The organism is Streptomyces sp. JLYT201 (assembly GCF_059448825.1).
Genome location: NZ_CM182551.1, coordinates 1653029 through 1667696 on the forward strand (window position 1 = coordinate 1653029; position 14668 = coordinate 1667696).

General features: G+C 75.1%; 12 protein-coding genes and 1 pseudogene. 5 read left to right on the top strand and 8 right to left on the bottom strand.

Features of this window, described 5'->3' with window-relative positions; genetic code table 11:
- Position 1 precedes the first annotated feature (1 nt).
- Positions 2–229 carry a hypothetical protein gene (locus AC5WAM_RS06895; RefSeq protein WP_138963237.1) on the bottom strand — a complete coding sequence of 76 codons (228 nt, stop codon included), beginning with the start codon at positions 227–229 and terminating at the stop codon, positions 2–4.
- Between the two features lie 188 nt (positions 230–417).
- A complete protein-coding gene (locus tag AC5WAM_RS06900; protein WP_495521982.1) occupies positions 418–1641 on the bottom strand; it encodes a CapA family protein in 1224 nt (407 codons plus the stop codon).
- A 311-nt stretch (positions 1642–1952) separates the two neighbouring features.
- Between AC5WAM_RS06900 and AC5WAM_RS06905 the strand changes: the two genes are divergently transcribed.
- Positions 1953–2468 carry a hypothetical protein gene (locus AC5WAM_RS06905; RefSeq protein ID WP_495521983.1) on the top strand — a complete coding sequence of 172 codons (516 nt, stop codon included), beginning with the start codon at positions 1953–1955 and terminating at the stop codon, positions 2466–2468.
- Between the two features lie 176 nt (positions 2469–2644).
- Positions 2645–3268, top strand: coding sequence for a zf-HC2 domain-containing protein (locus AC5WAM_RS06910; RefSeq protein WP_495521984.1), 624 nt, complete (start codon positions 2645–2647; stop codon positions 3266–3268).
- Between the two features lie 81 nt (positions 3269–3349).
- Here AC5WAM_RS06910 and AC5WAM_RS06915 read toward each other — a convergent pair whose 3' ends face one another.
- From AC5WAM_RS06915 to AC5WAM_RS06940, 6 genes and pseudogenes are all read right to left on the bottom strand, one after another.
- Complete coding sequence (locus AC5WAM_RS06915) at positions 3350–4210, bottom strand: Fpg/Nei family DNA glycosylase (protein ID WP_366793881.1); 861 nt, start codon at positions 4208–4210, stop codon at positions 3350–3352.
- Positions 4211–4213: 3 nt separating this feature from the next.
- A complete protein-coding gene (locus AC5WAM_RS06920) occupies positions 4214–5167 on the bottom strand; it encodes an RNA polymerase sigma-70 factor (RefSeq protein ID WP_495521985.1) in 954 nt (317 codons plus the stop codon).
- A 109-nt stretch (positions 5168–5276) separates the two neighbouring features.
- The gene (locus tag AC5WAM_RS06925; protein WP_495521986.1) at positions 5277–7385 is read right to left on the bottom strand and encodes a SpoIIE family protein phosphatase; all 2109 of its coding nucleotides are present in this window, start codon (positions 7383–7385) and stop codon (positions 5277–5279) included.
- 74 nt (positions 7386–7459) lie between these two features.
- Positions 7460–8674 carry a DUF6777 domain-containing protein gene (locus tag AC5WAM_RS06930; RefSeq protein WP_495521987.1) on the bottom strand — a complete coding sequence of 405 codons (1215 nt, stop codon included), beginning with the start codon at positions 8672–8674 and terminating at the stop codon, positions 7460–7462.
- Between the two features lie 434 nt (positions 8675–9108).
- Positions 9109–9963 (bottom strand): ABC transporter permease, encoded by an 855-nt coding sequence (locus AC5WAM_RS06935; protein ID WP_495521988.1) that lies wholly within the window; start codon positions 9961–9963, stop codon positions 9109–9111.
- A gap of 233 nt (positions 9964–10196) precedes the next feature.
- Positions 10197–11096 (bottom strand): annotated as a pseudogene (locus AC5WAM_RS06940) (ABC transporter ATP-binding protein); the annotation flags it as partial.
- A gap of 135 nt (positions 11097–11231) precedes the next feature.
- On the opposite strand from AC5WAM_RS06940, the gene AC5WAM_RS06945 reads away from it, so the two are divergent.
- The 3 genes from AC5WAM_RS06945 to AC5WAM_RS06955 all read left to right on the top strand — a co-directional run bounded on the left by AC5WAM_RS06945 (position 11232) and on the right by AC5WAM_RS06955 (position 14601).
- On the top strand, positions 11232–12443 hold the full coding sequence (locus AC5WAM_RS06945) for a sensor histidine kinase (RefSeq protein WP_366793887.1): 1212 nt from the start codon (positions 11232–11234) through the stop codon (positions 12441–12443).
- A complete protein-coding gene (locus AC5WAM_RS06950) occupies positions 12440–13093 on the top strand; it encodes a response regulator (RefSeq protein ID WP_495521989.1) in 654 nt (217 codons plus the stop codon). The genes AC5WAM_RS06945 and AC5WAM_RS06950 overlap by 4 nt, the downstream gene beginning before the upstream one ends.
- 62 nt (positions 13094–13155) lie before the next feature.
- A complete protein-coding gene (locus AC5WAM_RS06955; RefSeq protein ID WP_495521990.1) occupies positions 13156–14601 on the top strand; it encodes a lipase maturation factor family protein in 1446 nt (481 codons plus the stop codon).
- Positions 14602–14668 lie beyond the last annotated feature (67 nt).

The following is a 14668-nucleotide window of genomic DNA, read 5'->3' on the forward strand; positions in this document are numbered from 1 at the left end:
GTCAGGGGGTGAGCAGGTCCGCCACGGCGCCCGCGAGCCCCCCGACGACGGTGCTCACGAAGTCCATCACCCACTGCCCGAGGTCGGTCGGGACGACGAGCACCACGAACAGCAGCACCACGCCCGCCATCAGCAGGTCCCCCGGCCGGCCGCCGGTCAGCGCGTGGCCGCGCAGGCGCAGCACGATGACGACGGCCAGCAGGAACGCCACGTTGATCGACATGCTCACCCGGCAGGCCTCCCGTCAGGTGTGGCCCCGGCGCGGCGCCGGACGTCCCCCCCACCCTTCCTGGATAGCCACCACCGGGCGCCGAGGTGGCCGCTTTACCCGTGATTGACGGGGAAAAGCCACCCCGGGGCCGGAATCGTGGGACGCGTGGCCGAGGCCCGCGCCCCGGCGGCCTCAGGAGGCGGCCCTCACTTCCCCATCACCAGGCCGTCCGCGGCGGCGCCCCGGCTGAGCACGACGCGGCGGATGCGGTCGCGCACGTCCCGTACGTCGGCTCCCCGGTCCAGGGCGGCGTTGAGGTTGACGACGCGTCCGGCTTCCGTGTCGAACCAGTGCGGGACGAACTCGGCCTTCGTCACCTCCCAGCGCCTGCCGGGCGCGGTGGGCGGGGCGAAGGTGAAGCGGCCGATCGTGCCCTGGTTGCCGCGCGGGTCGTGGGCGCCCTCGTGGTTGATCATGTCGCCCGCGATCTGGTCGCCCATGCCGTAGATCACCCAGGTGCCGTTGACCTTCTGGTACGCCTGCGGGACGTGGGCGTGGGTGCCGAGGATCAGGTCGACGTCGGGGCGGCCCGCCGTGCGCGAGGCCGTCAACTGGCGGCTCAGGCGCAGCTGTTGGCCATCGGGGGCGTCCTGCCACTCGGTGCCCCAGTGCAGCGAGACGACGACCACGTCGGCGCCCGCCGTCCGGGCTGCGCGCGCGTCGGCGACGATGCGCGCGCGGTCGATGAGGTTCACCGACCAGGGCCTGCCCTGGGGCAGCGGGATGTCGTTCGTGCCGTACGTGTAGGACAGCTGGGCGACCTTCGCGCCGCCCGCGCGCAGCCAGGCGGGCGAGCGGCCCTCGGTGGCGGTGCGGCCCGACCCGGCGTGTTTGATCCCGGCCTTGTCGAGTGCCGCGAGAGTGCGGTGGATGCCGGGGGTCCCGGCGTCCAGGGTGTGGTTGGAGGCGGTGGAGCAGGCGTCGTAGCCGGTCGCCTTGAGGCCGGTGGCCACCTGGGGCGGGGACTTGAAGGTGGGGTAGCCGGTGTAGTCGCCGTTGGCGCCGTACACCGTCTCCATGTGACAGATCGCCAGGTCCGCGCGGGAGACGACGGGCCGGGCGCCCGCGAGCATCGGCGCGAAGTCGTAGCCCTCGCCGCCCGCGTCCGCGCGGGCCGTGCGGATGATCGAGGAGTGCGGCAGGACGTCGCCGGAGGCGATGAGCGTGAAGGGACGGGCCCCGCCCGTGCTGCCGCCCGCCGCGGACAGGGCGGGCGCTGGCCCCTGCCGGGACGCCCGCCGCTCGTCGTGGTCCGGCGCCGCGGAGGTGCCGCAGGCCGTGGTGGCGGCGGCCACCGCGACCGCGAGGAGGGCCAGGGCCCGGTGGGCGGGCCGCGGATGGGGGGCGGCGGCCCGGGTGCGCTGTGTCATCGGCCTGTCTTCCCTGGGAGAGGAACATATGAGGGGAAATCAGATAAACAGACACAGAGCGTGCGGAAGGGTCCGGTCAAGGACCAATGCCGCTCATATCACTGAAACGGACCTCAACACGTCGTGATCTGAGGGGAAAAACACAGGGCCGCCGACCTGCGACGAAACCGCACGCATGGTCAAGGATGGGTAAAGCGCCTTGCTCAGCACCCCCGTTGGGTAATCGTCTTGGCTCATCCGTGTTCCGGGTTGGGGGGCCAGCAGCCGGTGACGCACACACGGAGCCTCGAAAGCTAGGAAGGCGGAGCGTGATGCTGCACGAGAGCACGGGCGGCACCGGAGGCCCCAGCGGAGACGAGCTGACGGTGCCGATGGCGTGGCTGTACGCCGAGTACATCGCGGACGAACTGCTGCGCACCGGTGACCTGATGCCGCCCACGTCGTTCGAGTACAGGGCGGGGCGCGACGCGCTCGCCCTCACCATCTTCCTGTCGGACACGCGCGGCGAGCTGTCCGGCATCCGCGTGGTCTCGCAGCTGGAGACCTGGCTGTCCCTGACGGCCCACGACACGGCGTGGCAGGAGTGGGTGCGCGAGCGCATGGACGGGGTCACCGCCGACGCGATGGCCGCGCGCGGGCCCGCCCCCGACCTCGTGCTCGCCGAGGCCGCGTGGCGCTGGCTGGAGGAGACCGAACTCCTCGCACCGGACCTGGACGCGGTGCCCGGCGGCGCTCCCGGGCCCGGCGAGGACGACGTGCCGAAGGTGTGGACCCCGGCGTGGCAGCTGGGCCTGCCGCTCGGCCACCTGGCGATCCAGCTGTTCTGACCGGCCCGCGGCGGGCACCGGCGGGGCCGTGCGCGGGCACCCGCGGGGCCGTGCGCGGCCGCCCCGGTGCCGTGCCGCACGCGGGCGACCGGTGGGTCGGCGGGTCCGTTGAGCGATGTGGTGGCCGATTCCGTACCCAAGGGCAGCACGGAGCACCCCCACCGACAAGGAACGCCATGAGGTCCCTGGAGCGGCACCGCGACGCCGGAGCCTACGCGCTCGGCGTCCTCGACCCGGCGGACGCCTTCCGCTTCGAGGACCACCTCGCGGACTGCCCGCGCTGCCGGGCAGTCCTCGACGACATCGCCCTGCCCGCCCGGATGCTGCGCGCCCACGGCCGCGCGCTGCCGCCCGTGCCCGGCCCGCTGCTGCTCGACCGGCTCATCGGGGAGGCCGCGCGCTGCCGCCGGGCCCGGCGCAGGCGGTGGCTCGGGGCCCTCGCGGCCGGTCTGGCGCTCGCCCTCGCCGTCCCCGCGGCGGCCGTGCTCACCTCGGACGGCCCCGCTCCGCTGCGCGCCGCGGCGACCGACGCGCGCGGTGAGCTGGCCGCCGCGCTGACCGCGCGCGCCTCCGCCGGGGGCACCGCCGTCGACCTGCGGGTGCGGGACACGGCGGGGCGGCGGGTCTGCGCGCTCGTCGCCGTCGGGCGCGACGGCGCCGAGGAGACCGTGATGACGTGGCGGGGCCCGGGGCGGGCCGTGACGATCCACGGCGGTACGGGGCTCGGCCCCGACCGCATCGAACGCTTCGAAGTACGGGCCGCGGACGGCGCCGGGCTGCTCACCCTCCGCCCCCACTGACGTGGGGCAACCCCGGCACAGGGGACCGGGGTTGCCTCTCCGCCACCCGAGCCGCGCCGGGCGCGGGCCGCCGCGCGCGGGCTACTTCAGGAACCGCGAGGTGCGCCGGTCGGCGAGGGGCTTGCCGCCCGTCTGGCACGTCGGGCAGTACTGGAGGGACGAGTCCGCGAAGGACACCTCGCGGATGGTGTCGCCGCAGACCGGGCACGGCTCGCCGGTGCGGCCGTGCACGCGCAGGCCCGACTTCTTCTCCGCCTTCAGCCGGGCGGCGGCCAGACCGTGGGCGCGCGCCACGGCCGCGGTGAGGGTGGCGCGCAGGGCGGCGTACAGGCGGCTCGTCTCCTCGGCGGTGAGCCGGTCCGCGTGCTTGAAGGGGGACATGCGGGCCGCGTGCAGGATCTCGTCGCTGTAGGCGTTGCCGATGCCCGCGATCAGGCTCTGGTCCCGCAGCGCGCCCTTGAGCTGCCGCCGCTCGGAGGCCAGGAGGTGCGCGAGGCGCTCCTCGGTGAAGTCGGCGGCCAGCGGGTCGGGGCCCAGGCGGGCGATGCCGGGGAGGGCGGTGGGCGCGTCCGTCACGTACACCGCGAGGCGCTTCTGCGTCCCCGCCTCCGTCAGGTCGAAGCCCGCGCCGGTCTCCAGGGCCACGCGCAGCGCGAGCGGGCCCCGGCCGGGCCGGGGCGCGCCGCTCGGCAGCGGGTCCTGCCAGCGCAGCCAGCCCGCCCGCGCCAGATGCGTGACGAGCCACAGCCCGTCCGCGTCGACGGCCAGGAACTTGCCGTGGCGGGCCACCCCGGTGACGGTCCGGCCTTCGAGCGCCGTCACCGGGGGGTCGTACGTCTTCAGGACGCTCACCGCGACGGGCAGCACGCGGACGATCTCATGGCCGGTCAGCTCGCCGTCGAGGAACTCCCGCAGCGCCTCGACCTCCGGCAGTTCCGGCATCGCTCACCTCTCGTCAAGCCGCGTGCCCCTTTCGGCATCCTCACGCCGTGGGGCGCGCGCCGCATCCGCGGGGCGGTTCCGCTCACCCCGGTCCAGGGCGCGCACCGTCCCGGCGCGGTGCAGCTTGTCGGGGTTGCGCATGCCGTACAGGCCGGTGATCCGGCCGTCGTGGATCTCGAAGGCGAGCAGCCAGTCGAGCGCGCCGTCGACGACGAACCGGGCCGCGGGCATGCCGTTGTAGGTGGCGTGCTCGAAGCGGGTCGTGTCGGTGCCCGCGCGGGCCACGCCGAGGGCGAACCGGGCGGCGTCCTCGCGGCCCGTGATCGGGCGGCGGGCGGCGACGGCCTTGCCGCCGCCGTCGGAGAGCACCACGACGTCGGGCGCGAGGAGGTCCATCAGCGGCTGGACCTCGCCGCCCGCGGTGGCGAGCAGGAAGCGCCGTACGACATCGCGGGTCGTGGCGGAGCCGGGCTCGAAGCGGCGGCGCCGCGCGTGCACGTGGCGGCGGGCGCGGTGGGCGATCTGCCGCACGGTGACCTCGGACTTGCCGATCGAGGCGGCGATCTCGCCGTGCGGGTAGCCGAACACGTCGTGCAGCACGAAGACCGCGCGCTCGGTGGGGTTCAGGGTCTCCAGGACCAGCATCATGGCCATCGACACCGACTCGGCCAGGATCGCGTCGTCGCTGACCTCGGGCGCGGTGCGGATCGGCTCGGGCAGCCAGGGGCCGACGTAGTCCTCGCGGCGCGCCCGGACCGAGCGCAGGTGGTTGAGGGCCTGCCGGGTCACCACGCGGACCAGATAGGCGCGCGGGTGCTCGACGTCCGCAGGGTCGACCGCGCTCCAGCGCAGATAGCTCTCCTGGAGGACGTCCTCGGCGTCGTCGGCGCTGCCGAGCATCTCGTAGGCGATGGTGAACAGCAGCGGGCGGTGTGCGGTGAAGGCGTCCTCGGCCACGCGGCTCCCTTCCTCGACCGGCCACGGGGCTCGTTCCCCGGCCGCCCATCGAGACACGCCGCGCAAAGAAAGCGTGACGGCCGGGGGCTGTGATCTCCTTCACGCCCGGTCAGGCCGCGCCCCGGGCCGGGACGACGAACTCGCACCACACGCACTTGCCGCTCCCCCGCGAGTCCACGCCCCACACGTCCGCGAGCCGGTCCACGAGCAGCAGACCGCGCCCGGAGACGCCGTCGTCGGAGGCCTCGCGCAGGCGCGGCAGAGCGCTGGAGGAGTCCTCGACGTCGACGCGGAGCCGCCGGTCGGCGCCGCTGACGACGCGCAGGGTGACGACGGCGGGCCCGTCGGTGTGCATGAGGGCGTTGGTGATCAGCTCGTCGGCGGCGAGTTCGATCTCGTCGGCCCGGTCCCGCGCGCCCCAGGCGCGGACGGCCGCGCGGATCATGTGCCGGGCCTCGGCGAGGCCGTCGGGGTCGCCGGGCGCGACGTGCTGCTGGAGCCGTCCGCCGGAGCGCGGCGCGTCCACCGCGACGCGGCGCAGCAGGAGCAGGGCCGTGTCGTCGTCGCCCCGGCCGTCGTCGACGCTGCCGCACAGCAGGTCGGCGAGGTGTTCCAGGTCGCGCGGGCCGGTGCTGACGAGTTCGGCCAGGGCCCGGGTGCCGTCGTCGAGATCGGCTCCGGGCTCCTCGACGAGGCCGTCGGTGTAGAGCAACAGGGTCTGGCCGGGGTCGAGTTCGAGGGTCGTGACGGGGTAGTCGAGCCGCCCGAACTCGGCGGAGAGGCCGAGCGGCAGGCCGCCGTCGACGGGCACCCGGCGGCAGGTGCCGTCGGTGAGCTGGAGCAGCGGGTCGATGTGCCCGGCGCGCACCAGCTGGACCACGCCGGTGGACAGGTCGGCCTCGGCGTACAGACAGGTGGCGAAGCGGTCGGTGTCCAGCTCGTGCAGGAAGCCGGAGGCGCGGGCCACGACGGTGGCGGGGGTGTGGCCCTCGGCGGCGTACGCGCGCAGCACGATGCGCAGTTGGCCCATGACGGCGGCGGCGTGCGTGTCGTGGCCCTGGACGTCGCCGATGACGGCACCGACGCGGCCGCCGGGCAGCGGGATGACGTCGTACCAGTCGCCGCCGACGTCGCGGCCGAGCGCCGCGCTGCGGTAGCGCACGGCGATGTCGGCACCGGGCACGCCGGGGACGGTGCGCGGCAGCATGGCCTGCTGGAGGCCCTGTGCGAGGTCCTTCTCCTGTTCGTAGAACATGGCCCGCTGGAGGCTCTGCGCGATGCTGCTGCCGAGCGCCACGATGACGTTGCGCTCCTCGTCGGTGAAGCCGGTCCTGTCCTGGTAGAGCAGGCCGAGCGCGCCGATGGGCCGGGCCTGCGCGATCAGCGGCAGATAGGCGGCGGCCGTGATGCCCAGGTGCTCGATGTGCGGCCACAGGATCGGGTACGAGGACGCGAAGTCGGCCGGCGACTCGATGAAGCGCGGGGAGAGCGTGCGCACGGTCTCGCTCATCGGGTACGGCTCGTCGACGCGGGTGACGCGGGTGCCGGGCACGTAACTGCCGGACGGGCCCTCGGCGACGAGGCGGATCCGCCCGGACTCGACGAGGCCCATGACGATGTTCGACGCGCCGAGGTTGGCCAGGCCGTGCCGGTCCCTGAGGACGTCGATGACGTCGGCGACGGTCCGGGCGTGGGCGAGGGCCGCCGTGGTGTTCCGCACGATGCTCGTACGGCGGCGCCGGTCCGCCTCGGCCTCGACGCGTTCGCGGTGGGCCGTCCGCTCGCTGAGCTCGCGGGTGGCGTCGCGCACGATGCCGACGATGCGCAGCGGGCGGCCGGTGGCGTCGCGCAGGATGTGGCCCTGGGTGTGGGTCCAGTTCAGGGTGCCGTCGCGGCGGCGGACGCGGAAGTACGCGCCGTAGTTGAGGCTGCCGTCCTTCATGGCCTGCGAGACCTGGCTGTCGAGGCGGTGGGCCTCGACGGGCAGCACCCGTCCGGCGAGGCTCTCGGGCCGGTTGTCGAACTCCTCGGGGCGCAGGTCGAACAGGGCGAGGGCCTCCTCGTCCAGGAACAGCAGCCTGCTGCCCAGGTCCCAGTCGAAGCTGCCCATGCCGAGTCCGGGCCCGTATTTGGCGAGGAAACAGCGGGTGGCGGCGGATGCGGAGCCGTCGCAGCAGCGCCGCATGGCCGCCTCGACACCTTCCGTGCCCGCGTCCATGGGCCAACGCTAGGCGTCCGCGGGGGCGGCCGCATGTGCACGGCGTCGCCCCTGCCGACGGCGGTCGTCGCGGGTCATCCGGCGAAGGCGTCGGGGCCCGTGGGGCCGTCCGGCAGGCCGGGGTCGTCCGGCACCGTCTCCCCGCCGACGCCGGGCCCGGTGTCCTGGCCGGGCGGCGGCACCACGCCGGTGCCGTCGGGCGGCGTCGCGGTGTCCGGCTCCAGGAGCGGGTCGGAGGGCGAGGGGCAGCCGGGCGGGACCGGGGACGGGACGGCGTCCTCGGGGGTGCCGGTGCCGGGCGTGGGGCAGTCCGTGGACGTGGTGTCCTCGCCGGGTCCTGTGCCCTCCTCGGTGCCGTCGGGCTCCGGGCTGCCGTCGGAGCCGGTGGGGTCGGGCTCCTCGCTGCTCTCGTCGGGCGTCGTCGCGTCGGGCGAGGTCTCCTGCGGTGTCGTCCCGTCGGGCGAGGTCGGGTCCGTGGGGCCGGTGGGGGTCGGGTCCGGGGGCGGTACGGGGCGGTCGTCGCCGCCGTCCTCGTCGCCGGTGCGCCGCTCGATCCAGGTGTTGTTGACGATGTTGACGATCGTGATGTGGGTGATCGGGCGGGGCGCCGGGGTCACGATGATCACCTGGGTGGGCCGGTAGCCGCTCCAGGGCTCGCCGCTGTGGCGCGGGGCCTGGCGGAAGGCGACGGGCGGCTTCAGCGGGTTGCCGCAGGCGCAGCGCACCCGGGGCAGGCCCCGGTCGTCGACGAGGACGGCGGTGCCCGCCTGGAGCACGGCCTGGAAGCTGTTGGCGTGCCCGTCGCGGTAGCCGTGGTTGGTGATCCGGGTGTCGGCGCGCAGCACGACGGGTGTGAGGCCGCGCAGATACGCGGGGATGCCGGTCCGCGCGATGCCCGACGCCTCGGCGAAGGCGGCGGCCTTGGCCCGGTCGGCGGTGAGGAAGTCGATCTGCCGGCCGACGTCGCAGCTGCCGAGCCGGTGCGTGCCGCCGTACAGGCCCGGTGTGCCGCCCGCGAGGGAGCGCAGGCCCTGGTCGGTGGGCGAGGCGGAGCCGGTGGGCGAGGGCTGCGGCGAACGGGTGACGGGCGGGGGGCTCGCGGCGGCCCTGGCGGTGGACGCGGTGAACGGGTCGGGGCCCTGGGCGGCGACGGGCTGGAGGAACAGCTCGCGCCCGCTCTCGGCGGTGTCCTTGGTGGTGGTGTCGCCGTCGCCTCCGGAGCAGCCGGAGGCCGCCAGGGCCACGGCTATCGCGAAGGTCGTCGCGTACGTGCGGAGCGTCGCGCCCACGGGTGTCTCCCGCCTGTCGCCGGGCAGATTGCCCCCTATTGTCTGGACCGGGACCGGTCGGCCCGCAAGCGGAGCGGGGTCCCGGGGCGGGACGGGGTCCCGGGGCGGGAGGGGGCAGCAGCACGGGGCGGGGCCCCGAGCAGGCCCCTTGCGCGCGCCGGGCAGGGGCCCCGGCCCGCCCGGCAGGACGGGCGAGCAGCGGGGCCGGACTCCGCGCAGGACCGGCAGGTGCCCGGAGGGGGCAGGCCGAGCGGGAGTCCGGGACGGGCCGGGCGCCCGGGAGAAGCGGGGCCCGAGCCGGGCGGGAAGCGCGGACTGGCCGGGGCCCGAGCCGGACGGAAGGCGCGGGCCAGGCCGGGCCCCCGCGGGCGCCGCCCCGCGCTGCCGCTCCCGCTCACGGCTCACGGCTCACGGCTCACGGGCACCGGCCCCGGTCACTGGTCCCTGCGGTGCACCCCCGCCACCGTGATCAGCACCGCCGCCGCGGTCCAGACCGCGTACACCGTCCACGCGCCGCCCGTCGACCACGGGAACGGGGTCACGAAGGTGTGCGGCTGCGTCAGGCGCTGCCAGGCGTCCAGCGGCATCGTGTGCGACACCACCGCGGACCAGTACCGGTCGGAGGAGAAGACCACGGGCAGGACGAGGAGCGTGACGACGCTCAGGACGATCGTCGTGCCCATGTGCCGCACCAGCGTGCCGATCGCCATGCCCGTGAGCGCGCCCACGGGCAGCAGCAGCGCCGAGGCCGTGATGACGCGGAGGGCGCCGGGGTGGTCGAAGGGGACGCCGAGGTCGCGGCCGGACAGGATCGCCTGGGTGCTGGCGAAGGACGCCACCGCGATGAGCGCGCCGAGCACGGTCGTGACCGCGGCGAGGACGGCCGCCTTGGCCGCCATCACGGACCGGCGCGCCGGGACGGCCGCGAACGTCGTGCGGATGAGCCCGGTGCCGTACTCACCGGTCACGGTGATGGCGCCGACGGCTCCGGCCGCGAGCACGAGGATCGTGGCGGCGTTGCCGGTGAAGGCCTCCTGGAGCGCGATGCCGTCCTGGATGAAGTCGGCCCGGCTCCGCGCGTCGCGGGCCGTCCAGTAGCGGTAGGTGTCGTAGGCCGTACCCGCGTTGAAGCCCACGACGGCGAGGAGGACGACCGCGTACGTCCACGGGGTGGAGCGCAGCGACCACAGCTTCAGCCACTCGGCGGCGAGCAGGTCGCGGAAGCGGGCGCGGGGCTCGGCGGGCGCCTCGGCGGCGGCGTCACGGGGCAGGGTGAGGTGCGCGGTCATCGAGTCTCTCCGGTGCGGGTGAGGGGGCCGCCGACAGGGGCTGGGGCTTCACGGGTGCGGGGCGGGCCCTCACCGGGGCGGGCCAGGACTTCACCAGTGCGGGGCAGGTCCCCGCCGGGGCGGGCCAGGGCCTCACCAGTGCGGAGCGGGACTTCGCCGGGGCCGGTGAGGGCGCCGGGGCCGGACAGGGGAGCGCCGATGCCGGACTGGGGGGCGCCGGGGCCGGTCGAGGCGTCGCCGGTGCGGAACTCCGCGCTGTCCGCGGTGAGTTCCATGAAGGCCTCCTCCAAGGAGGACTGGTGGGCCACCAGTTCGTGCAGCGGCAGGGCGTGGCGGCAGGCCAGGTCGCCGACCCGGCCCGCGTCCAGACCGGTCACGGTCAGGCGCGGCCCGTCCCGCCGCACCGTCGCGCCCTGCGCGGTCAGCACCTGCGCGAGGTCGGCCGCGCGGGGCGTGCGCACCCGCACGCCCGCTCCGCTGCCGCGGGCCGCGAACCGCTCCAGACCCTCCGCCGCGATGAGCCGCCCGCGGCCGATGACGACGAGGTCGTCGGCCGTGTGCTCCATCTCGGACATCAGATGGCTGGAGACGAAGACGGTGCGGCCCTCGTCGGCCAGGCGCCGGAACAGGCCGCGCACCCACAGCACGCCTTCCGGGTCGAGGCCGTTGAGCGGCTCGTCGAACAGCAGCACCGGCGGGTCGCCGAGCAGCGCGGCGGCGATGCCCACGCGCTGCTTCATGCCGAGCGAGAAGCCGCCGATGCGGCGCCCGGCCGCCGCGGTGAGGCCGACGTCGGCGAGGACCTCCTCGACGCGGCGGCGCGGAATGCGGTTGGAACGGGCGAGGACCGTCAGGTGCGCGGCGGCGGTGCGGCCGCCGTGCACGTCCCCCGCGTCGAGCAGCGCGCCCACGTGGCGCAGGCCCCGCGGCCGTTCGCGGAAGGCGCGGCCGCCGACGGTGACGGAGCCCGACGTCGGGTCGTTCAGGCCGAGGATCATCCGCAGGGTGGTGGACTTGCCCGCCCCGTTCGGCCCGAGGAACCCGGTGACGCGGCCGGGGCGCACGCTGAACGTCAGGTCGTCGACGGCCGTGGTGGGGCCGTACCGCTTCGTCAGCTCCATGACTTCGATCATGGGGACAACGGTGCCGCCGACGGGGGCCGTTCGGCATCGGACCGGGGCTGACACTTGGCGGGGCCCGGGTGTCGACCGTGGGTGTACATCTCTGGTCCGATGCCCGTTGTCGATCATCTGGTTACGATGCCGGGCATGTCCGCGACATCGGCTCCGCCCCTGCTCAAGCGCCGTTCCCCGGCCACCTGGATGGCGCTCGCCTGGGGCGCGGGCTCGGCGCTCACCTTCCTCTTCCGGTTCCGGCTTCCCGGCGAGTCACAGCCGTCCGTCTGGCCGGGCGTGCTGCTCTTCCGGTGGGACGGCCTGGTGACCCTCGCGCTCGCCACCGCCGTCACCCTGGCGGGCTGCGTCCGCGTAGAACGCCGGCCGCTGCGGGGCCTCACGCTGCTCCTCGCCGGTTCCGCCCTGGGGGCGATGCCGCTGAGCGTGGGCGAGATCCCGCTGCTGCAGTTCCTCGCGGTCGACGTCGCCCTGTACTTCGTCGCCGCGTTCCGGCCGCGCAGGACCGGGGTCGTGGCCCTCGCCATGGCGCTCGGCACCCTGGCCGCCTATCTCGCCGTACGGCTCCTGAGCGGCTGGGTCGTCGGCACCTCCGCCGAGCTGACCGTCGCGCTCACCGCCGTCATCGCCTGGCTCCTCGGCCGGGCCACGCACGAGTCCCGCGCGCACGCCGAGCAGGTGCGCGCCCAGGCGGCCGCGCAGGCGGTCACCGCCGAACGGCTGCGGATCGCGCGCGAACTGCACGACATGGTCGCGCACACCATCGGCATCGTCGCCCTCCAGGCCGGGGCCGCCCGGCGCGTCATCGACACCAGGCCCGAGCTCGCGCGGGACGCCCTCGGCGCGGTGGAGACCGCGAGCCGCGACACGCTGTCGGGCCTGCGCCGGATGCTCGGCGCGCTGCGGCAGGCCGAACCGGGCGGGACCGCCGACGCGGCGCCGCTCGACCCGAGCCCGGGTCTCGCGGACGTCAACCGGCTCGCCGCCCGGACGACCGCCGCCGGGGTCCGCGTCGACGTGCGCTGGCTGGGGGCGCCCCGGCCGCTGCCGCCGGAGGTCGACGTGTCGGCGTACCGGATCATCCAGGAGGCGGTCACCAACGTGGTGCGGCACGCGGGCACCGCGTCCTGCCGGGTGACCGTGGAGCGGCACCGCAAGGAGCTGCGGATCGAAGTGGTCGACGAAGGCAGGGGCACCGGCGCCGGGGACGGCCAGGGCTCCGGCTACGGACTGCTCGGCATGCGGGAGCGGGTGAGCCTGCTGCACGGCGACTTCTCCGCGCGGCCCTGCCCCGGCGGCGGCTTCCGGGTCGCGGCCCGTCTCCCGGTCCCGGCGGGTGCGCGATGACGGTCCGCGTGCTGCTCGTCGACGACCAGCCCCTGGTGCGCACGGCCCTCAGCATGGTCATCGCCGAGGCCGAGGGGCTCGACGTCGTCGGCGAGGCCGGGGACGGCGCCGAGGCCGTCCGGCTCGCCGGGGAACTCGCACCCGACGTCGTGGTGATGGACATCCGCATGCCCGGCGTGGACGGCATCGAGGCCACCGCCCGGATCACCGCGGCCGGGAGCGCCACCAGGGTCGTCGTCCTGACGACGTTCGACGACGACGAGTACGTGTACGGGGCGCTGCGCGCCGGGGCGTCGGGCTTCCTGGTCAAGGACATGGCGCTCGACGACATCCTGGGCGCGGTGCGGGTCGTCGCGGCCGGGGACGGCCTGATCGCGCCGAGCGTCACCGGCCGCCTCATCAAGGAGTTCGCGGTCCGCCCGCAGGCCGTGGCCGCCCCGGCCCGGGAGGTCACCGGCATCACCGAGCGGGAGCGCGAGGTGCTCACGCTCGTCGGCGGCGGCCTGTCCAACACCGAGATAGCCGAGCGCCTGTGCATCAGCGTGGCCACGGCGAAGACGTATGTGACCCGGCTGCTCGCCAAGCTGGGGGCGCGCGACCGGGTGCACCTGGTGATCATCGCGTACGAGGCGGGGCTCGTGACGCCCTAGGGGCCGCCGCGCGCCGATCGGGCCGACGGGACCGGTGGCTCACCCAGCGTCACAATGGTGGGGTGGAGTGGTTCACGGCTGACGGGTACTGGCTGAGCCGGCTGGTCTTCCAGCGGGTGCTCGCCGCGGTCTACCTCGTCGCCTTCCTCGGCGCGGCGCTGCAGTTCCGCGCCCTCATCGGCGAGCGCGGGATGCTGCCGGTGCCCCGGTACGTCGCGCGGGTGCCGTTCCGGGCCGCGCCCAGCCTGTTCCAGCTGCACTACTCGGACCGGTTCTTCGCGGGCTGCGCCTGGGCGGGCTGCGCGGTCTCCGCCGCGCTCCTCGCGGGCGTGGACGGGCGGCTGCCGCTCGGGGCCGCGATGGCGCTCTGGCTGCTGCCGTGGGTCCTGTACCTGTCCGTCGTGAACGTGGGGCAGACCTGGTACGCGTTCGGCTGGGAGTCGCTGCTCCTCGAAGTCGGCTTCCTCGCCGTGTTCCTGGCGGGGGACGACGTCGGGCCGCCGGTCCTCGTGCTGTTCCTGCTGCGCTGGGTCCTGTTCCGCGTCGAGTTCGGGGCGGGCCTGATCAAGATGCGCGGGGACGCCTGCTGGCGGCGGCTCACCTGTCTGTACTTCCACCACGAGACCCAGCCGATGCCGGGGCCGCTGAGCTGGTTCTTCCACCACCTGCCGCGCCCGCTGCACCGCGCGGAGGCCGCGGCCAACCACGTCACCCAACTCGTCGTCCCCTTCCTCCTCTTCGCCCCGCAGCCGGTGGCGACGGTCGCGGCCTGTCTGATGGCCGTCACCCAGCTGTGGCTGGTGCTCTCCGGCAACTTCTCCTGGCTGAACTGGCTGACGGTCGCGCTCGCCCTGTCCGCCGTCGACTTCCGCCTCTTCCTCGGCGACGCGGCGGACCCGCCGGCGCGCCTCGCCGCTCCCCCGCTCTGGTACGAGGTCCTCGTCATCGCCGTCACCGTCGCGCTGCTCGCCCTGAGCCACCGCCCGGCGCGCAACATGCTGTCGCGGCGGCAGATCATGAACACGTCCTTCGATCCGCTGCACCTGGTCAACGCCTACGGCGCGTTCGGCAGCGTCAGCCGGGTGCGCCAGGAGGTGGTCGTCGAGGGCACGGCGGACGAGGTGCCCCGGCGGGACTCCGCGTGGCGGGAGTACGCGTTCAGGGGCAAGCCGGGCGACCCGCGCCGCTGGCCGCGCCAGTTCGCCCCGTACCATCTGCGGCTCGACTGGCTGATGTGGTTCGCCGGGCTCTCCCCCGCGTACGCGCGCGCCTGGTTCGGGCCGCTGGTGGAGCGGCTCCTGGAGGGCGACCGCGACACCCTGCGGCTGCTGCGCCACTGCCCCTTCCCCGACCGGCCGCCGCGGTACGTGCGGGCCCGTCTGTACCGCTACCGGTACACCACCTGGCGCGAGCTGCGCGCGACGGGCGCGTGCTGGGAGCGCACGTACGTACGGGAGTTCCTGCCGCCGACCCGGCTCGAAGCGGCGCGGCGGCGGGAGGGCGGATAGTACTCCGGCATGCCCGTCCTGTCGCATGCCTTGGACACGCTCGGGGCCCGGCTCTACCGTTCCTCCC